22 protein-coding genes are annotated in these 19103 nt (G+C 68.6%); 17 read left to right on the forward strand and 5 right to left on the reverse strand.

Going from position 1 to position 19103, the window contains the following annotated elements; all coding sequences use genetic code 11:
- Window position 1: 1 nt before the first annotated feature.
- From LE190_RS03405 to LE190_RS03420, 4 genes are all read left to right on the forward strand, one after another.
- A complete protein-coding gene (locus tag LE190_RS03405; RefSeq protein ID WP_225237382.1) occupies window positions 2-1093 on the forward strand; it encodes an HlyD family secretion protein in 1092 nt (363 codons plus the stop codon).
- Window positions 1090-2481, forward strand: coding sequence for an efflux transporter outer membrane subunit (locus LE190_RS03410; RefSeq protein ID WP_225237383.1), 1392 nt, complete (start codon window positions 1090-1092; stop codon window positions 2479-2481). The genes LE190_RS03405 and LE190_RS03410 overlap by 4 nt, the downstream gene beginning before the upstream one ends.
- On the forward strand, window positions 2478-3116 hold the full coding sequence (locus LE190_RS03415) for a tRNA-uridine aminocarboxypropyltransferase (RefSeq protein ID WP_225237384.1): 639 nt from the start codon (window positions 2478-2480) through the stop codon (window positions 3114-3116). The genes LE190_RS03410 and LE190_RS03415 overlap by 4 nt, the downstream gene beginning before the upstream one ends.
- Window positions 3117-3221: 105 nt before the next feature.
- The gene (locus tag LE190_RS03420) at window positions 3222-4343 is read left to right on the forward strand and encodes a PA0069 family radical SAM protein (RefSeq protein WP_225238047.1); all 1122 of its coding nucleotides are present in this window, start codon (window positions 3222-3224) and stop codon (window positions 4341-4343) included.
- A gap of 32 nt (window positions 4344-4375) precedes the next feature.
- On the opposite strand, the gene LE190_RS03425 is transcribed toward LE190_RS03420, so the two are convergent.
- Together LE190_RS03425 and LE190_RS03430 are read right to left on the reverse strand one after the other, a co-directional pair.
- Window positions 4376-4843 carry a YciI family protein gene (locus LE190_RS03425; RefSeq protein WP_225237385.1) on the reverse strand — a complete coding sequence of 156 codons (468 nt, stop codon included), beginning with the start codon at window positions 4841-4843 and terminating at the stop codon, window positions 4376-4378.
- A gap of 96 nt (window positions 4844-4939) precedes the next feature.
- Window positions 4940-5869, reverse strand: coding sequence for a helix-turn-helix domain-containing protein (locus tag LE190_RS03430; protein ID WP_225237386.1), 930 nt, complete (start codon window positions 5867-5869; stop codon window positions 4940-4942).
- 87 nt (window positions 5870-5956) lie between these two features.
- Between LE190_RS03430 and LE190_RS03435 the strand changes: the two genes are divergently transcribed.
- A complete protein-coding gene (locus tag LE190_RS03435) occupies window positions 5957-7393 on the forward strand; it encodes a cytochrome P450 (RefSeq protein ID WP_225237387.1) in 1437 nt (478 codons plus the stop codon).
- A gap of 44 nt (window positions 7394-7437) precedes the next feature.
- Here the strand turns inward: LE190_RS03435 and LE190_RS03440 are convergent, their stop codons facing one another.
- Both LE190_RS03440 and LE190_RS03445 read right to left on the reverse strand, forming a co-directional pair.
- Window positions 7438-8013: a gamma-glutamylcyclotransferase gene (locus LE190_RS03440; protein WP_225237388.1), complete on the reverse strand. Its 576-nt coding sequence runs from the start codon at window positions 8011-8013 to the stop codon at window positions 7438-7440.
- Window positions 8014-8128: 115 nt separating this feature from the next.
- A complete protein-coding gene (locus LE190_RS03445; protein ID WP_225237389.1) occupies window positions 8129-9037 on the reverse strand; it encodes a LysR family transcriptional regulator in 909 nt (302 codons plus the stop codon).
- Window positions 9038-9134: 97 nt separating this feature from the next.
- On the opposite strand from LE190_RS03445, the gene LE190_RS03450 reads away from it, so the two are divergent.
- Complete coding sequence (locus LE190_RS03450) at window positions 9135-10157, forward strand: fumarylacetoacetate hydrolase family protein (protein WP_225237390.1); 1023 nt, start codon at window positions 9135-9137, stop codon at window positions 10155-10157.
- An 11-nt stretch (window positions 10158-10168) separates the two neighbouring features.
- Entirely contained in the window at window positions 10169-10813 is a 645-nt protein-coding gene (gene maiA / locus LE190_RS03455) for a maleylacetoacetate isomerase (RefSeq protein ID WP_225237391.1), read from the forward strand.
- Between the two features lie 53 nt (window positions 10814-10866).
- Here the strand turns inward: maiA and LE190_RS03460 are convergent, their stop codons facing one another.
- The gene (locus LE190_RS03460; protein ID WP_225237392.1) at window positions 10867-11313 is read right to left on the reverse strand and encodes a CBS domain-containing protein; all 447 of its coding nucleotides are present in this window, start codon (window positions 11311-11313) and stop codon (window positions 10867-10869) included.
- Window positions 11314-11449: 136 nt separating this feature from the next.
- Between LE190_RS03460 and LE190_RS03465 the strand changes: the two genes are divergently transcribed.
- The 10 genes from LE190_RS03465 to LE190_RS03510 all read left to right on the forward strand — a co-directional run bounded on the left by LE190_RS03465 (window position 11450) and on the right by LE190_RS03510 (window position 19087).
- Window positions 11450-12226, forward strand: a complete 777-nt coding sequence (locus LE190_RS03465; protein ID WP_225237393.1) for a uracil-DNA glycosylase family protein — start codon at window positions 11450-11452, stop codon at window positions 12224-12226.
- A gap of 193 nt (window positions 12227-12419) precedes the next feature.
- Entirely contained in the window at window positions 12420-12899 is a 480-nt protein-coding gene (gene iscR / locus LE190_RS03470; RefSeq protein WP_225237394.1) for a Fe-S cluster assembly transcriptional regulator IscR, read from the forward strand.
- A gap of 15 nt (window positions 12900-12914) precedes the next feature.
- Window positions 12915-14171, forward strand: coding sequence for an IscS subfamily cysteine desulfurase (locus LE190_RS03475; RefSeq protein WP_225237395.1), 1257 nt, complete (start codon window positions 12915-12917; stop codon window positions 14169-14171).
- Window positions 14172-14198: 27 nt separating this feature from the next.
- On the forward strand, window positions 14199-14588 hold the full coding sequence (iscU, locus tag LE190_RS03480) for a Fe-S cluster assembly scaffold IscU (RefSeq protein ID WP_225237396.1): 390 nt from the start codon (window positions 14199-14201) through the stop codon (window positions 14586-14588).
- 28 nt (window positions 14589-14616) lie between these two features.
- A complete protein-coding gene (iscA, locus tag LE190_RS03485) occupies window positions 14617-14940 on the forward strand; it encodes an iron-sulfur cluster assembly protein IscA (protein ID WP_027867668.1) in 324 nt (107 codons plus the stop codon).
- A 7-nt stretch (window positions 14941-14947) separates the two neighbouring features.
- Window positions 14948-15466, forward strand: coding sequence for a Fe-S protein assembly co-chaperone HscB (hscB, locus tag LE190_RS03490; protein ID WP_225237397.1), 519 nt, complete (start codon window positions 14948-14950; stop codon window positions 15464-15466).
- 177 nt (window positions 15467-15643) lie between these two features.
- Window positions 15644-17533, forward strand: a complete 1890-nt coding sequence (hscA, locus tag LE190_RS03495) for a Fe-S protein assembly chaperone HscA (RefSeq protein WP_225237398.1) — start codon at window positions 15644-15646, stop codon at window positions 17531-17533.
- Between the two features lie 138 nt (window positions 17534-17671).
- Entirely contained in the window at window positions 17672-18013 is a 342-nt protein-coding gene (fdx, locus tag LE190_RS03500) for an ISC system 2Fe-2S type ferredoxin (RefSeq protein WP_036249155.1), read from the forward strand.
- 14 nt (window positions 18014-18027) lie between these two features.
- Entirely contained in the window at window positions 18028-18222 is a 195-nt protein-coding gene (gene iscX, locus LE190_RS03505) for a Fe-S cluster assembly protein IscX (protein WP_225237399.1), read from the forward strand.
- Window positions 18209-19087 carry a class I SAM-dependent methyltransferase gene (locus tag LE190_RS03510; RefSeq protein ID WP_225237400.1) on the forward strand — a complete coding sequence of 293 codons (879 nt, stop codon included), beginning with the start codon at window positions 18209-18211 and terminating at the stop codon, window positions 19085-19087. Before iscX ends, LE190_RS03510 begins: the two co-directional genes overlap by 14 nt.
- The last annotated feature ends 16 nt before the right edge of the window (window positions 19088-19103 follow it).

Here is a 19103-nt window from a genome sequence, read left to right on the forward strand (position 1 = left end):
CATGCCCGAACCAACGACCTCTCCCCCCAACAAGCGCTCGCGCCGCATCCTGCTGAGCGCGCTCCTGTTCAGCGCCATCGCCGTGGCCGGCGCGCTGCTGGTGCTCTACGCCTGGAAGCTGCCGCCCTTTCGCACCACGCTGCAGAGCACCGAGAACGCGCGGGTGGCGGGCCAGGTGACGATCATCAGTCCGCAGCTGAGCGGGTATGTGGTCGAGGTGCTGGTGCAGGACTTCCAGGCGGTGCGCCAGGGCCAGCTGCTGCTACGCATCGACGACCGCATCCCGGCGCAGCGCCTGGAACAGGCGCGCGCCGAACTGGCCACGCGCCGCGCTGCGCTCGCCAACTACGCGCAGACCAGCCGCAGCGCGCAAGCCACCATCGAACAGAGCCAGGCCACGCTGGCAGCGGGCGAAGCACAGGCGCGGCGCGCCGAGGCCGACCTGCGCCGGGTGGAGGAACTGGCGGCCGACGGCTCGCTGTCGGCGCGCGAACGCGACGCCGCGCGCGCCGCGCGCGCCCAGGCGCTGGCCGCGCGCGACCAGGCCAGGGCCGCGCTGGAAATCGCGCGCCAGAACCAGCGCTCGGTGGGCGTGAGCCGCGCTTCGCTGGAAGCGGCGGTGGCGAATGCCCAAGCCCAGGTGAAGCTGGCCGAGATCGACCTGTCGAATACCCGCATCCATGCGCCGCGCGACGGCCAGCTGGGCCAGGTGACGGTGCGCCACGGCGCCTTCGTCAATGCCGGCGCCCAGCTGACGGCCCTGGTGCCGAAGCAGTTGTGGGTCATCGCCAACCTGAAGGAAACCCAGATGGCCAACGTGCGCCTGGGCCAGCCGGTGCGCTTCACGGTCGATGCGCTCGGCAATGCCACCCTGCGCGGCCAGGTGGAGCGGATCGCGCCGGCGACCGGCTCCGAATTCGCGGTGATCACGCCGGACAACGCGACCGGCAACTTCGTCAAGATCGCGCAGCGCATCCCGGTGCGCATCAGCATCGCTCCCGGCCAGCCGCTGGCCGAGCGCCTGCGGCCGGGAATGTCGGTGGTGGTGACGATCGACACTGCCGCCGCGCCTGCGGGCAGGGTAGTGCGATGAAGCGGGCGATGCGCGCGGTCCGCAGCCTGGCGCCGCTGCTGCTGGCAGGCTGCGCGATGGCGCCGCAGCCGGCACCATCACCGACCCTGGATGTGCCAGCGGCCTGGCGCGGCGCCGCAGCACACGCCGGCACCGGCGCCGCCGTGGCGCCCGGCTGGTGGCAGTCCTTCGGCGACGCGCAGCTCGACGCGCTGGTGCGGCGCGCCCTGGCCAGCAACGGCGAGCTGCGCATTGCGCGCGCGCGCCTGCAGGAATACGGCGCCCGCGTGCGCATCGCCGCCGGCGCCCAGCAGCCGGCCTTGAGCCTGGCGCTCGGGCCGGGCCGGGCGCGCGCCATCGGCCCGCTCGGCCAGCCCGTCGTCGTGACCTCGGTGAGCGGCAGCGTGCAGGCGGCCTACGAGCCCGACCTGTTCGGGCGCCTGGGCAGCGCGACCGAAGCGGCGCGCTTCGAGGCGCTGTCGCAGGAGGCGGCGCTGGAAGCCGTGGCGCTGTCGGTGGCGGCCAACACCGCCTCCGGCTACCTGAACCTGCTCGGCCTGGACGCCCAGCTGGCGCTGGCTCGCGCGACGCTGGCCTCGCGCGAGCGCTCCTTCACGCTGGCGCGCCACCAGTTCGAGGTGGGCTACAGCTCGCGCCTTGAAATGTCGCAGGCCGAGGCCGAGCTGCACGCCACCGCCGCGGTCGTGCCGCAGCTGGAGCGCGCGATCGCGCAGCAGGAGGGGGCGCTGAACCTGCTGGCGGGCGCCAGCCCCGGCCCGGTGGCGCGCGGTGCGCCGCTGCTGGCGCTGCGCCTGCCCGCCATCGGGCCCGGGCTGCCGTCCGAACTGCTGCGGCGCCGTCCGGACATCGCCCAGGCCGAGCGCGCGGTAGCCGCCAGCGATGCCAGCCTGGCCGCCGCGCGCAGCCAGCTGCTGCCATCGATCCGCCTGAGCGCCACGCTCGGGGCGCAGGGCCACAGCCTGGGCGAGCTGCTGCAGTCGCCGACCGCCCTGTGGAGCATCGGCGGCAGCGTGCTGGCGCCCCTGTTCGATGGCGGCCGCCTGCGCGCGCAGGCCGAGATCGCGGGAACGGTGCGCGACCGCGCCGTGTTCGCCTATGAGAACGTGGTGCGCGGCGCCTTTGCCGAGACCGAAAACGCGCTGGCCGCCATCGACGGCCTGACGCGCCAGCTGGCGCAGGCCGAGGCACGCCGCCGCGCCGCCGGCGAGACCTTGCGCGTGGCGCACAACCGCTACGCCAACGGCTACGCCTCCTACCTGGAAGAGCTGGATGCGCAGCGCAATGCCTTCAGCGCCGAGAACACGGTGCTGCAGCTGCGGGCCAGCCTGCTGGCGGCACACGTGGACCTGTTCCGGGCGCTGGGCGGCGGCTGGAGTGCGTCCGAATGAGCGGCGCGATGACGGCGGCGGACGGCGTGCCGGGCCGACGGGCCTGCTGCGCGGCTTGCCTGCGTCCGCGATCGGCCTGCATCTGCCGCTGGATCGCGCCGGTGGCGCCGCGCGCCGCGCTGCTGGTGCTGCAGCATCCGCTGGAGGCGGCGAATGCGAAGAACAGCGCGCGCCTGCTGCACCTGAGCGTGGCGGGCAGCGTGCTGGCGGTGGGAGAGGCATTCGGAGCGGACGAGCTCGACGAGCTGCTGCACGCGGGCGGGCGGCGCCCCGTGCTGCTGTATCCGGAGACGCCGGGCGAGACGGCCGCGGCGCCTGACGACGAGGCGGGCCCCGACCAGCTGCGCCTGGTGCTGCTCGACGCGACCTGGCGCAAGAGCCGCAAGATGCTGTACCTGAATCCGGCGCTGCAGCGCTTGCCGCGGCTGGCGCTGCGCGACGTGGCGCCGTCGAACTACCGGATCCGCAAGGCGCATGCGCCGCACCAGCTGTCGTCGCTGGAAGCGGGGGCGCTGGCGCTGGGGCAGCTGGAAGGCGACCCGGCGCTGGCGGGGCCATTGCTGGACGCGTTCGCGGGCTTCGTGGAACAGCAGGCGGGGTATGTGCCGCAGCGGCAGGAGGCTGGAGCCGCTTGAATTCGCGGCGGCCAGGGCGTAAGATACTGTATGAATATACAGTATGGAGTCGATGTGCCTGACCGCGATCCCCCTGGGCAGCGCCAGCCTCTGGACGAGCAGCCGATGCTCGCCCCGCGTCCGCTCGCGCGCAAGGGCCGCGGCGCGGTCTCGAACCTGCAGGGGCGCTACGAACGCAATGGCCGCGAGGACTTCGACGACGGCTGGGAGCGCGACGAAGATGCATGCGCCAGCCTGCGCACCGTCGTCAGCGACGAACAGGCCCGCAGCATCCTCACGCGCAACGCCTCGCCCGACATCCCCTTCAATGTCTCGCTCAACCCCTACCGCGGTTGCGAGCACGGCTGCATCTACTGCTTCGCGCGGCCGACCCACAGCTACCTCGGCCTGTCGCCCGGGCTCGATTTCGAAAGCCGCCTGTTCGCCAAGGTCAACGCGGCCGACCTGCTGCGGCGCGAGCTGGCCCGGCCCGGCTACCTGCCCGAGCACATCGCCATCGGCGTCAATACCGACGCCTACCAGCCCTGCGAGCGCGAACGGCGCCTGACGCGCGCGGTGCTCGAGGTATTGAGCGAGTGCCGCCATCCGCTGGGCCTGATCACCAAGTCGGCGCTGATCGAGCGCGACATCGACCTGATCGCGCCGATGGCCGCGCGCAACCTGGCCTGCGCCGCCATCACGCTCACCACGCTCGACCCGGAGATCGCGCGCACGCTGGAGCCGCGCGCGGCCGCTCCTGCGCGCCGCCTGCGCACCATCCGCACGCTCACCGAGGCGGGCATTCCGGTGAGCGTGAGCGTGGCGCCGATCATCCCCTTCGTGACGGAGCCTGAGATCGAGCGCATCCTGGAAGCGGCGGCCGACGCCGGCGCCATCGGCGCCCACTACGTGGTGCTGCGCCTGCCGCATGAGGTCAATCCGCTGTTCCAGGAATGGCTGCAGGCGCATTTCCCGGAGCGGGCACAGCGCGTGATGAACCGGGTGCGCGACCTGCGCGGCGGGAAGGACTACGACAGCGACTTCGGCAAGCGCATGCACGGCGAAGGCGTGTGGGCGGACCTGATCCGCCAGCGCTTCACGAAAGCCGTCGAGCGTCTGGGCATGGGGGAATTCCGCGGACGTTTCGGGCGACTGGACGGCTCGCAGTTCCGCAAGCCGCTGGTGGTGCCGGCCGGTCCGGCCGGGGAGGCCAGGGGCAGGGCTGCGGGGCAGCTGGATCTGTTCTAGCTTAGGGGCCAGCCGCCGTGCGCGAAGCGGGCTTACCGCTGCTTCCCGATCCTGCCGTGGATGTCGTTCACCATCATCAGCGCGGCCGAGCCGTACAGCTTGTGGTACTCGGCGACCATCTCGCCGCTGGTGATGACCGGGTCGGTCTCCACCCACGTCCTGGCCTGTTCGATGTCCGGCGTCGCCATCACGAAGATGCCGCGCCGGCCTTCCTTGCCGTCCAGCGGGCCGGCGACGACCAGTTTCTTCTCGGCCGCGAGCCGGTTCATGTTGGCGAAGTGGCCTTCGAAGACCTTGGCGCGCTCGGCCTTGTCCTCGACCTTCTTCGGACCGGTCTTGAGGATCACGAACACGTAGGGACGCATGCCGCGCTCGTCGGCGCCGAGCGATGCCGCCAGTGCCGCGTCGTAGTGCGGCGCGGGCGCCGCGGTTTGGGCGGAGGCACTCTGCAATGCGCACAGTAGCGCGCAGGCCAGCGTTCCCAGCATCTTCCTGGTCATCCCGTTCTCCCTGTTCTGGCGCGCCCCGGAAAGGGGCGGGCGCATGTAGTCGTGTGCCGCGATTCTAGCAAGCTTCGTCCGCGGCAGGGGCGGTCCTCAGACCCACAGCCGGTAGATCCAGAAGGATTCGTCCTCGATGTAGCGCTCGGCGAACTCGGTGGGCGGGAAGCCGCAGATCTGGCGCGTAACGCGGCTCAGGTGGGCCTGGTCGGAAAAACCTTCGTCGAGCGCCAGCGTGGCCCAGTCGAAGGGCCGGCCGGCCTCGTAGCGTTCGCGGGCCGCGAAGAACAGGCCTTCGGTGCGGGTCAGGGTCTGCCACTCGCGCAGCGAGCGGCCGCTGAAGGTCTTGATGCGGCGTTCGACCTGGCGCGCGCTGTGCGTGCCGCGCCACTGGTGCGCCTGCCAGGCAAGGCGCTGCACCCAATGGCGGCCCATCTGGCGCAGCGAGGGCCGGGCCGCGTCGCCGCCTTGCGCCGCGCGCCAGCGCGGGGCCAGATGGGCCTCCAGCACGCGCATCGCGGCGCCATCGTCGCACGCGCCCAGCAGCGCGTCGAGCAGGGGGTGCCAGTCGGCGCCCAGCACGGTGTGTGCCGGCTGGAAGCGGTCCTGGATGGCGCCCAGCGCGATCCCGAACAGGCGCGCGGCGGCCTCCGGCAGGAAGCAGGCCATGTAGCCGCGGTCGCAGTGCGGCGACCAGCTGGTGGTCGGATGGGAATGGCTGCCCGAGATCACGATCCGGGCACCGAAGGGCTGCCACTGCCCCTGCGCGTCGACCAGGCCGATGTCCTCGGTGTCGAACCACGACAGGGTGACGACCGGCGAGGCGGGAAAGTGCGACAGGCGCTGGGCCGGGGTCAAGGCCAGCTGCGCGACGTCGCGGCTGACCAGGGCCAGCAGCGCGCCCTGCAGCGCGATGCGCGGCAGGGTGAGCCGGTCCGGCGGCGCCTTGCCGTCCAGGCGTACGCGCGGCGCACGCGCCGATCGGTCGGGGCAGGGGGCGAAACGCTGATGACTGTCTGGGGCCATGCGCCAGCAGTATAGGGATCCGCGGCCGGCCTGTCGATGTCGTTTGCGTTCAAGACAGCGGCCCCGCAAGCGGGAAGAATGCGCTGCATGGACACGACCACACCGACCCGATGCCCCTTCCATGCGCAAGCCAGCCCGGCGCCCTCCGGCGACGGCCAGCACGAACACGCCATCCTGCAGCCGAGCGGCGCCTGGCCGCCGGGCCCGCCCTCCGGTCTCACCGGCTGGAGCCTGCTGGCGCGCATGGCGCGGGGCCTGCCCGAAGCCCTGGCCGACTGGCGCCGCCAGTACGGCGACCTGGTGCACCTGCGCATGTGGCCCGAACATCAGCTGGTGGTCAGCGATCCGCGCCTGGTGCGCGAGCTGCTGGTGAATCACCATGCTTCCATCGTGCGCTGGGAGCGCGGCATCCGGGTGTTTTCCTACCTGCAGGGCAACAGCGTGCTGGTGGCGGAAGTTGCGCCCTGGTCCGCCAAGCGCCAGGCGCTGCAGCCGGCCTTCGCACCGAAGTCGGTGCAGGAGTTCGTGCCGACCATCGCGGCGGCGGCGCGCGGCGCGATGGCGCACTGGGAGGCCGGACCGGCCATGCCGATCGAGAGCGCGCTGACCGCGCTCACCATGGACGTCATCCAGCGCATGATGTTCTCCAGCGCGCTCGGCGACGAGGCGCGCAGCATGGAAGCGGCGGTCCACGATGCGCTGGTGGCGGGCAATGCCGAGATGTTCTGGCCGGCCAGCGCGCCCGACTGGCTGCCCTGGAAGCGCCGCAAGCGCCGCGCCCGCGCCCTGCTGTCCGGCCTGATCGGGCGGCATGTGCAGGCGCGCCTGGACTTGCCGGAGGCGCACTGGCCCCGGGACCTGCTCAGCCGCCTGCTGGCGCTGCACCGCGCCGATGCCGCGGCCTGGCCGCTCGATGCGGTGCGCGACGAATGCATGACCGCCTTCCTGGCCGGACACGAGACCACGGCCGCGAGCCTGAGCTGGTGGGCCTGGTGCATGGCGGCCAACCCGGCCGCCCAGGAGGCGGCGCGGCGCGAGGTCGGGAAGGTGCTGCAGGGACGCGATCCGGCGCCCGATACCCTGGCGCAGCTCGGCTACCTGGGCCAGACCCTGAACGAGGCGATGCGCCTGTATCCGGCCGCGCCGGTCCTGATGAGCCGGCGCGCGACGCGCGGCTTCGTGCTGGATGGCTGGACCATCCCGGCGCGCACGATGTTCATGATTCCGGTATTCCTGATGCACCAGGATCCGCGCTGGTTTCCCGAGCCGCAGGCGTTCCGGCCGGAGCGCTTCGCGCCGGATGCGCCGGCGATCCCGCGCGGCGCCTTCATGCCCTTCGGTGCCGGCCCGCGCGTGTGCCTGGGTCAGCACCTGGCGCAGGCGGAGATGACGGCCGTGGCGGCCATGCTGCTGCAGCGATTCGCATGGTCGGTGCCGGAAGGCCAGGGCGCGCCCGAAGCCGTGCTGAATATTTCGCTGCGGCCGAAACAGGCCTTGCGGCTGGACGTGGCGCGGGTGGGGTAGATACAAGGGCGGGCCCGCGCGCCACCCTGCGCGACAGGGCAGGCTTAGCGCGCGCCGCCCAGGCAGGCGAGCAGGTGGCCTTCGATGGCGTGCACGTGGGCGTCGTGGTGGCCGAGCGCGCGCAGGGCTTGCGCCAGGTCGAGCAGGTAATCGCTGTTCGGGCCGCTGGGACCGCGTGCGCCCGCGATCTGGTGCGCGATCTCGCGTTCGCTGGCCGGGCCGAGGAAGGCGGCGTTCTGCTCGGTGGCGATGTAGACGATGCCTTCGGCCGCGTCGCCATCCTCGAACTGCATCGCGGTGGCCAGGCGCAGGTAGCCGTTCTTCTCGCGGTGGTCGAGGTGGGCGAATTCTTCCGGCGTGACCAGGTAGGCCATGCCGTGGCAGACGGCGCCTTCGTCGGGCACCAGGGTTGCCACCCGGCCCGGCGCGGTTTCGGTGCCGCGGTGGTCGTGCGAACCCTGCCAGAAGCGGCGGCTCCAGCCGCGGATGCTGGCCGGACGCCGTTCGAGGAAGGGGAAGTCGGCCTTGAAGATCAGCGAGCCGTAGCCGAACAGCCACACGCTGGCGTGGCGGTCGAAGCGGTCCATCAGGCGGTTGATGGCGATGGTGTTGAGTGACATCGGTGTAAGAAACAGGAAATGCAGGTCCGTATTGTAGGGCGCACGCCCGCGCCGTGCACGGGTGCGGCTTCGCGCGGCGCCGTGGCAGGGCCGGCGCTGGCGGCTCGCCCGCGCGTCAGGCGCTGGTCCGCTGCACGAACCGTTCGAGGAAGCCGATGAAGCGTTCCGCCGCCGGCGACAGCGAGCGCCCGGGGCGCGTATAGATGAAGAAGCGCCGGCTCAGCACCGGCTCTTCCAGCGGCCGCATCACCAGGCCGTACAGGCTGGCCAGCGGCGCCGCATAGGGCAGGCAGACCGTCACCCCGAGCCCGGCCGCGGCCATCGCCAGCGCCGTGGTCATGAAGGTCACCTCGTTGGCCGGCTTCACCGGCACCTCGCGCAGCGCGCCATGCAGGGCGTGGACCTCGTCCAGCAGGCGCTCGGTGAACTGGCCCTGCAGCGAGATCAGGGGATGGCGCGCCACGTCCTTCCAGGTCAGGCGCGCGGCGCTTTCAAGCTGGTGTCCCTTCGGGAAGACCAGCGCGAAAGGCATCTCGAACAGCAGGCGCGCATCGAGCGGCGGCGCGGGTTCGCGTTCGGGTCCGACGCCGAAGTCGGCCTCGCCCGACAGCACGCGCGCGATCACGCTTTCGACCGCCGTGTCGCCCAGGCGCACCTCGATCTCCGGATAGTCCTTGCGGAAGGCGGCGATCGCCTCCGGCATCAGGGTGCAGGACAGCAGCTGCGGCGCGGCGATGCGCACGATGCCCTTCTTCAGGCGGGTGTGGTCGGCCACGTTGGCCAGCGCGCCGTCGAGGTCGTCGATCATCTGGCTGAACAGGGGATAGAGTTCGCGCCCGATGTCGGTCAGGAGGGCGCGCCGCGTGCTGCGGTCGACCACCTTGGCACCCAGGGTCTGCTCCAGCTCCTTGATCAGGCCAGAGAGCGCCGACTGCGTCACGTGCATCGCCTGCGCGGCGAGCGTAAAGTTGCCTGTCTTGGCCAGGGCCACGAACGCGCGCATCTGGCGCAGGGTCGGATTCATAAGATAATCTGATAAATCGGGCGAAAAATACTGTTTGAATGATAGTACCTTTTGTTCGCATAATGGCGAAAAGCAAACACCCAGCAAAGGAAACCCCATGAAACTCGCCACCCTCAAGACCGGCGGCCGCGACGGCACCCTGGTCGTCGTCAGCCGCGACCTGGTGACCTGCCAGGCCGTCCCGAAGATCGCTCCTACCCTGCAGTACGCCCTCGACCACTGGGAGGAAGCCGCGCCGCAGCTGCGGAAGGTGTACGAGCGCCTGAACCTCGGCACGGCCGACAAGGCCGAGTCCTTCATCGAGGAGGAATGCCATTCGCCGCTGCCGCGCGCCTACCAGTGGTGCGACGGCTCGGCCTACATCAACCACGTCGAGCTGGTGCGCAAGGCGCGCAATGCCGAGGTGCCGGAATCCTTCTATTCCGATCCGCTGATGTACCAGGGCGGCTCCGATTCCTTCGTCGGCCCCTGCGACCCGATCGCCGTGCTGTCGGAAGACTGGGGCGTGGACCTGGAGGCCGAGGTGGCGGTGGTCACCGGCGACGTGCCGATGGGCGCCAGCGTCGACGAAGCGGCCGCCGCGATCCGCCTGGTAATGCTGGTAAACGACGTCTCGCTGCGCAACCTGATCCCGAACGAGCTGGCCAAGGGCTTCGGCTTCTACCAGTCCAAGCCGGCCAGCGCTTTTTCCCCGGTGGCGGTCACCCCCGACGAGCTGGGCCAGGCCTGGCAGGACAGCAAGCTGCACCTGCCACTCCTGGTGACGCTCAACGACAGTCCTTTCGGGCGCCCCAACGCGGGCGAGGACATGAGCTTCAGCTTCGCCCAGCTGGTGGCGCATGCGGCCAAGACGCGCGAACTGGGCGCGGGCAGCATCATTGGCTCGGGCACGGTGTCGAACAAGCAGGGCAGCCTGCATGGCTCGAGCATCGCCAATGGCGGCGTCGGCTACTGCTGCCTGGCCGAGGTACGCATGTACGAGACGATCGAACAGGGCAAGCCGGCCACGCCCTACCTGGCGTATGGCGACACGGTGCGCATCGAGATGGTCGACGGCGACGGCGCCAGCATCTTCGGCGCCATCGACCAGGAAGTCGCGCGCTACCATCGCAAGTCGTGAAAGGAAGCGGCATGAAGCTCTACACCTACTTTCGCAGCTCGGCCGCGTACCGGGTACGCATCGCGCTCAACCTGAAGGGGCTCGACTACGAGGCCGTGCCGGTGCACCTGCTGCGCGACGGCGGCCAGCAGCTGGGCGCGGACTACCTGGCGGTCAACCCCAGCGGCCTGGTGCCGGCGCTGCAGGACGACGGCCTGGTGCTGAGCCAGTCGATGGCCATCCTCGAATACCTCGACGAGGTCTATCCGGTGGCGCCGCTGCTGCCGAAGGATGCGCTGGGCCGTGCCCGCGTGCGCGAGCTGGCGCAGATCGTCGCCTGCGACATCCACCCGATCAACAACCTGCGCGTGCTGCGCTACCTGGTCAAGCAGCTGGGCCAGCCGGACGAGGTCAAGACCGACTGGTACCGCCACTGGGTGATCGAGGGCCTGCGTTCGCTCGAAGCGCACCTGGCGCGCAACCCGGGCACGGGCGCTTTCTGCCACGGCGACACGCCGACCATGGCCGACTGCTTCCTGGTGCCGCAGGTGTTCAACGCGAAGCGCTTCGACATCGACGTCGAGGCCTACCCGACCATCGCCCGCATCGACGCCCTGTGCGCGGACCTGCCGGCCTTCAAGGCCGCGCATCCGTCCCTGCAGCCCGACGCGGAATAGGGCGGGGCTGGGGCGGGGCGGCGTCCGGCCATCGCGGCGGGGCGCCGCAACGATCAATGCCGGGTCGGCGACCGGTCCGGCGCCGACGGCGTCGAGATCTCGTCGAGCGCCTCGTCCGCCGAGCCGGCCGACTTGGTGGCGATGTCGCCCAGCGACACGATCCCGACCAGCTGCTTCGACGCTGCGTCGATCACCGGCACGCGCCGGATCTGCACGTCGCCCATGGTGCTCATCACTTCGTCCACGCCCTGGTCGCTGAAGCAGGTGCGCACGTCGGTACTCATCACGTCGCCCACGCAGGTCCGGTCCGGCGCCTGGCCCGCCGCCACCGAGCGCACCGCGATGTCGCGGTCGGTGATCATGCCCACCAGGCGCTCGCCGTCGCAGACCGGGATCGCGCCCACGTTCAGGTCGTCCATCATCTGCGCCGCGCGCTGGATGGTTTCCTGCGGCGAGATGGTCTGCACATCGGGTGTCATCACTTCACGGATCGTTTGCATGCTGTCCTCCTGTTCGGTTGGCACAAAATCATGCCCTGAATCGCAAAAGGCGGACGCCAGCTTGACGGTGGGAATGCGGCTCCCGGGCGCGGCCGGGCAGGCTACAATCCCGCCTCTTCCCTGACACCGGACCCGCATGCCCAAGCATCCCATTCCCGACCCGATCCGCGCCGCCCTCGACCTGGCCGACCCTTCCTGGCGCCCGGTGCTGGAGGCGGGCCTGCAAGCGCTCGCCGCCGCCGATCCCGCCTACCTGCCGGCGCTGGCCGCCGACGACTACCTGCCGACGGAAGGCCGCCTGTTCGCCGCCTTCGCCCAGCCGCTGGACCGGGTGCGCTACGTGCTGGTGGGAGAAGGGCCTTACCCGCGCGCCGAGAGCGCGACCGGGGTCTGCTTCATGGACGGGGCGGTGGACGGGTTGTGGTCGGAGACCGGCCTGTCCAAGCCGGTCAACCGCGCCACCTCGCTGCGCAACTTCATGAAGATGCTGCTGGTGGCAGGTGGCAGGCTGGAGGCCGGCGACACCGGCGGCAGCGCGCTGGTGCCGGTAGCCGCGCACGCCCGCGATGCCGCCTCAAGCACGATCCAGACCCTGGCCCAGCTGCAGGACAATCTGCTGGCCCAGGGCTTCCTGCTGCTGAACGCGGCCCTGGTATTTCGCAGGCACGTGCCGCCCGCGGTCGATGCGCGTGCCTGGCAGCCCTTCCTGCAGGCGGTGCTGGCGGCCCTGGCCAGCCGGCCGCAGCCGCCGCTGCTGGTGCTATGGGGAAAGATCGCCGAGCAGCTCAAGAAGCTGCCGGAGACGGCGCGCCTGCCACGGATCCAGGCCGAGCATCCCTATAACCTGTCCTTCATCCAGCACGCCGGCATGCAGGCGCTGTTCGGGCCGATGGAATTGCTGCGCCTGCGATAAACGCCAAGGGGCGCAGAAAGGTCGCGCGGGGGGGCTGGGAAAAACCGGGTCCCGAGACAAGCGGTCGGGATTTTGCTATACTTGACTAAATCAATCGGGTAATCGGTTTATTTCAAGACGCGCAGTGGAAAACCATGTTGCGCCGCACCGATGACTTGAAGAAGTGCAATATTTTACAAGAACCGGGGTTGCGATGCGTCTGACCACCAAAGGCCGTTTTGCTGTTACTGCGATGATCGATCTCGCCCTGCGCCAGGGCAATGGTCCGGTTACGTTGTCGGGCATCAGCCAGCGCCAGGCCATTTCGCTGTCCTACCTCGAACAGCTGTTCGGCAAGCTGCGCCGCCACGAGATCGTCGAATCGATCCGCGGCCCCGGCGGCGGCTACAGCCTGGCCCGCCCCGCCGACCGGGTGACGGTGGCCGACATCATCATCGCGGTCGACGAACCGCTCGATGCCACCCAGTGCGGTGGCAAAGAAAACTGTCACGGCGCCGACGCTGCTTCCGGCACCCGTTGCATGACCCATGAACTGTGGACCACGCTGAACGCCAAGATGGTCGACTACCTGGACTCGGTCTCGCTGCAGGACCTGGTCGACCAGCAGAAGCAGAAAGAACAAGCCGTTGTGGTGGTGCACCGTACCGCCGCCAGCGCCGCCGTACAAAATTGAAACCGGAGTGAACCCATGAACGCGCCTTTGGACAAACAAATCGAGCAGAGCTTCGTCACTGCCCCGCATTTCCCGATCTACATGGATTACTCGGCGACGACGCCGATCGATCCGCGCGTGGCCGACAAGATGATCCCCTACCTGCGCGAGCAGTTCGGCAACCCCGCATCGCGCAGCCACATGTACGGCTGGAGCGCCGAAGCGGCGGTGGAGGAAGCGCGCGCCAACGTGGCGGCCCTGGTCGGCGCCGATCCGCGCGAGATCATCTGGACCTCGGGCGCGACCGAATCGAACAACCTGGCCCTGAAGGGCGCCGCCCAGTTCTACAAGACCAAGGGCAAGCACATCATCACGGTCAAGACCGAGCACAAGGCCGTGCTGGACACCGTGCGCGAACTGGAGCGCCAGGGCTTCGAGGCGACCTATCTCGAGCCGCAAGATAATGGCCTGATCACCGTCGCCCAGCTGGAAGCGGCGCTCCGTCCGGACACCATCCTGGTCTCGGTCATGCTGGTCAATAACGAGATCGGCGTCATCCAGCCGATCGACGAGATCGGTGAACTGTGCCGCGCGAAGGGCATCATCTTCCATTGCGACGCCGCGCAGGCGACCGGCAAGGTCGAGATCGACCTGAACAAAACCAAGTGCGACCTGATGACCTTCACCGCGCACAAGACCTACGGCCCGAAGGGCGTCGGCGCCCTGTACGTGCGCCGCAAGCCGCGCGTGCGCCTGGAAGCGCAGATGCACGGCGGCGGCCACGAGCGCGGCCTGCGTTCGGGCACGCTGCCGACCCACCAGATCGTGGGCATGGGCGAAGCCTTCCGCCTCGCCAAGGAAGAGATGGCGTCGGAACTCGAGCGCGTGAAGGCGCTGCGCGACCGCCTGGCCAAGGGCCTGCTGGAGATCGAAGAGGTCTACATCAACGGCGACATGGACCACCGCGTGCCGCACAACCTGAACGTCTCGTTCAACTACGTCGAGGGCGAGTCGCTGATCATGGCGATCAAGGACATCGCCGTGTCCTCGGGTTCGGCCTGCACCTCGGCCTCGCTGGAGCCGTCCTACGTGCTGCGCGCCCTGGGCCGCAGCGACGAGCTGGCGCACAGCTCGATCCGCTTTACCATCGGCCGCTTCACGACCGAGGAAGACATCGACTTCGCAGTGAATCTGCTGAAGGCCAAGGTCGGCAAACTGCGCGAACTGTCGCCGCTGTGGGACATGTTCAAGGAAGGGATCGACCTGAACTCGATCCAATGGGCAGCCCACTAATTTCGCAAGCATTCAAGGAGTAACACCATGGCATATTCGGACAAAGTACTGGACCACTACGAAAACCCGCGCAACGTCGGCGCCTTCGACAAGGGCGACGATGCGATCGGCACTGGCATGGTCGGCGCGCCGGCCTGCGGCGACGTGATGAAGCTGCAGATCAAGGTCAACGACCAGGGCCTGATCGAGGACGCGAAGTTCAAGACCTACGGCTGCGGCTCGGCCATCGCCTCGAGTTCGCTCGTGACCGAATGGGTCAAGGGCAAGTCGCTGGACGAAGCGCTGTCCATCAAGAACACCCAGATCGCCGAAGAACTCGCGCTGCCGCCGGTGAAGATCCACTGCTCGATCCTGGCCGAGGACGCGATCAAGGCCGCCGTGGCCGACTACAAGGCAAAGCACGCCGAGAAGGCGTAAACCGCAAGCACAGACTGGAGTCACCGACATGGCAATCACCCTGACTGAAAAAGCCGCGAAGCACGTCAACCGCTACCTCGAACGCCGGGGCAAGGGCATCGGCTTGCGCTTCGGTGTGCGCACCACCGGCTGCTCCGGCCTGGCCTACAAGCTCGAGTACGTCGACGATGCGACCCCGGACGACAATGTCTTCGAATCGCATGGCGTGAAGGTCTTCGTCGACCCGAAAAGCCTGCCCTACATCGACGGCACCGAACTGGACTTCGCGCGCGAAGGCCTGAACGAGGGTTTCCGCTTCAATAACCCGAACGTCAAGGACAACTGCGGCTGCGGCGAAAGCTTCCGCATCTGACGCCACGATGAAGCAGAACCACTTCGAGCTGTTCCAGCTCCCCAGCAGCTTCACCGTCGATGGCGAGGCGCTGGACGCGGCCTACCGCGAAGTCCAGGGCCGGGTGCACCCGGACCGCTTCGTGAACGCGACCGACGCCGAGAAGCGTGTCGCGATGCAGTGGGCGACGCGCGCCAACGAAGCCTATGCGACCCTGCGCAATCCGCAGAAGCGCGCCCAGTACCTCTGCGAGATCAACGGCGTCGATCTGCAGACCGAGTCCAACACGGCGATGCCGGCCAGCTTCCTGATGCAGCAGATGGAATGGCGCGAGGCACTCGAAGACGCCCGCGCCGCGAAGGATGCCGGCGCGCTCGATGCGCTCGACGCGCAGCTGCGCCGCGAGCGCAAGGACATGCTGGAGCAGGTCGGCGGGCAGCTCGATGCGGGCGACTATCATGGCGCGGCGCAGACCGTGCGCGCGATGATGTTCCTCGACAAGTTCGGGGAAGAGGTACAGTACGCGTTCGAAGCATTGGACGCGTAAAAGGTAAACGTCGAATGGTCGCGATACGTAGGGTGGGCGGGGCACCACATGCCGGTGGCATGTGGTGCGTACGCCCACGCGTCCAAATAGAGCATGCATTTCGACGAGGCGACCGATAGTTGAACGCGTGGGCGGCGAAGCCGCCCACCCTACAAGAACAATACAGGTAACACGACCATGGCACTACTCCAAATCGCCGAACCCGGCATGTCCACCGCCCCGCACCAGCACCGCCTGGCGGTTGGCATCGACCTCGGCACCACCAACTCGCTGGTTGCCACCGTCCGCAGCGGCAGCCCGGAAGTGCTGAGCGACGAGGACGGCCGCTCGCTGCTGCCATCGGTCGTGCGCTACCTCCCGAACGGCCACGCCAACATCGGCCACAAGGCGCAGGCATGCCAGACCACCGATCCGAAGAACACCATCGTTTCGGTCAAGCGCTTCATGGGCCGCGGCCTCAAGGACATCTCTCATGCCGAGAACCTGCCGTACGACTTCGTCGACGGCCCCGGCATGGTGCAGATCAACACCGTGGCCGGCGTGAAAAGCCCGGTCGAAACCTCGGCCCAGATCCTGGCCACGCTGCGCCAGCGCGCCGAGGATTCGCTCGGCGACGAACTGGTCGGCGCCGTCATCACGGTGCCGGCCTACTTCGACGACGCCCAGCGCCAGGCCACCAAGGACGCGGCCCAGCTGGCCGGCCTGAACGTGCTGCGCCTGCTGTCCGAGCCGACCGCCGCCGCCATCGCCTATGGCCTCGACCAAGGCAAGGAAGGCGTGTACGCCGTGTACGACCTCGGCGGCGGCACCTTCGACATCTCGATCCTCAAGCTCTCGAAGGGCGTGTTCGAGGTGCTGTCCACCGGCGGCGACTCGGCCCTGGGCGGCGACGACTTCGATCACCGCCTGTTCTGCTGGATCGTCGAGCAGGCCAGGCTGGCCCCGCTGTCCGACCAGGACACCGCCACCCTGATGGTCAAGGCGCGCCAGGCCAAGGAACTGCTGTCCACTAACGAAGAAACGACGGTCGAGGCGATCCTGAAGTCGGGCGAGATCGTGCAGGTGACCGTCACCGCGCAGGTCTTTGCCGAGATCACCAGGCACCTGGTCGGCAAGACCATGAACGCGATCCGCAAGGCGATGCGCGATGCGAACGTGGCGGTCGAGGATGTCGACGGCGTCGTGATGGTGGGCGGCGCCACCCGCATGCCGCACGTGCGGCGTGCGGTGGGCGACTTCTTCCACACCATCCCGCACGCGAACATCGACCCGGACAAGGTAGTGGCGCTGGGCGCCGCCGTCCAGGCCAACCTGCTGGCCGGTAACCGCGCCGAGGGCGACGACTGGCTGCTGCTGGACGTCACCCCGCTGTCGCTCGGCATCGAGACCATGGGCGGCCTGGTCGAAAAGATCATTCCGCGCAACTCGACCATCCCCTGCGCCAGGGCCCAGGAGTTCACCACCTTCAAGGACGGCCAGACCGCGCTCGCGGTACACGTGGTACAGGGCGAACGCGAGCTGGTGTCCGACTGCCGCTCGCTGGCGCGCTTCGAGCTGCGCGGCATCCCGCCGATGGCCGCCGGCGCCGCGCGCATCCGCGTGACCTACCAGGTCGATGCCGATGGCCTGCTGTCGGTGTCGGCGCGCGAGACCCGTTCCGGCGTCGAAGCGTCGATCACCGTCAAGCCGTCCTATGGCCTGGGCGACGACGAAGTGGCGCGCATGCTGCAGGATTCTTATTCCTCGGCCCAGGGCGACATGCAGATGCGCGCGCTGCGCGAGGAACAGGTCGAGGCCGAGCGCATCCTGCTGGCCACGCAGTCCGCGCTGGATGCGGATGCTGAGCTGCTGGACGCGGCCGAGCAGGACGAGGTGGCGAAGCTGGTACACGGCGTGCGCGATGCGATCCACCGTTCCAACGACGCCTCGCTGGAAGCCGGACAGCGCCAGGACGGGCTGCACGCGGCGGTGCAGGCGCTGGCCAGGGGCACCGAGGAATTCGCGGCGCGCCGGATGGACAAGAGCGTGCGCAAGGTCCTGGCAGGCAAATCGCTGGACGAGGTCTAAGCATCATCTATACGTAGGGTGGGCGGTTCTTCCGCCCACGCGTTCAAATCGAGCATGCATTGCGGCAACGCGACCGATAGTTGAACGCGTGGGCGGCAAAGCCACCCACCCTACGAAAACAATCAACGAGGTAATCAAGTGCCACAAATCGTCATCCTTCCCCACCCGGTCTTCTGCCCCGACGGCGCCGTGCTCGAATCCCCCGCCGGCAAGTCGATCTGCGACGTCCTGCTCGAGAACGACATCGAGATCGAACATGCCTGCGACCGCGTCTGCGCCTGCACCACCTGCCACGTGATCGTGCGCGAAGGCTTCGACTCGCTCAACGAGCAGGAAGAAAAGGAAGAAGACATGCTCGACAAGGCCTGGGGCCTGGAGCCGAACTCGCGCCTGTCCTGCCAGGCGATCGTCGCCGACGAGGACCTGGTGGTCGAGATCCCGAAGTACACCATCAACCACGCAGCAGAGAAGAACCACTGAACGGGAGGGCCGCCATGAAGTGGACCGATGTCTCGGCGATCGCCGAGGCCCTGTACGAGCTCTATCCGGACGTCGACCCCGCCACCGTGCGCTTCGTCGACCTCCACAACTGGGTCGTCGCCCTCGACGGCTTCGACGACGACCGCCACCGCGGCGGCGAACGCGTACTGGAAGCCATTCAGGCGGCATGGATCGATGAAGCAAGCTAAGCACACCCCCAAACCGACCGCGGCGCCCGAACTGCCGCCGGAAGTCCGTCCCGGCCAGTCGATCGAGCTGCTGAAGGAATTGCACATCCTCACCCGGGACGGCAAGCTGAACCAGGACAGCCGGCGCAAGCTGAAGCAGGTCTACCACCTGTACAACTTCATCGAGCCGCTGCTCAACAACGTGCTGGAAAGCAAGGGGGGCGTGTCCCTGGTCGACCACGGCGCCGGCAAGTCCTACCTCGGTTTCATCCTGTACGACCTGTTCTTCAAGGGGCGCGAGGACGGTTCCCACATCTACGGCATCGAAACCCGCGACGAACTGGTGCGCAAGTCGACCGAGCTGGCCGCGCGCCTCGGCTTCGGCGGCATGTCCTTCCTGCCGCTGTCGGTGGCCGAATCGACCACTTCGACCCGGCTGCCCGAGACCATCGACATCGTCACCGCGCTGCATGCCTGTAACACCGCCACCGATGACGCGATCGACTTCGCGCTCAAGAAAGGCGCCAGGCACATGGTGCTGGTGCCCTGCTGCCAGGCCGAGGTGGCGAGCGTGCTGCGCAAGAACAAGGGCAAGGACCTGGGCCGCAGTGCCCTGACCGAGATCTGGCGCCACCCGATCCACACCCGCGAGTTCGGCAGCCAGATCACCAACGTGCTGCGCTGCCTGCGGCTGGAGGCGCACGGCTACCAGGTCACGGTCACCGAACTGGTGGGGTGGGAGCACTCGATGAAGAACGAACTGATCGTCGCTACGTATAAAAACCTGCCGCGCCGCCGCCCGGCCGAGCGCCTGCAGGAGGTGATGGCCGAACTGGGCCTGGACGAGATGAAGCAGCGCTTCTACACCCCCATTGAAGCAAACTAAGCAGCAAACCAAGCAA

Source organism: Massilia hydrophila, assembly GCF_020208145.1.
GTDB classification, from domain to species: domain Bacteria; phylum Pseudomonadota; class Gammaproteobacteria; order Burkholderiales; family Burkholderiaceae_D; genus Telluria; species Telluria hydrophila.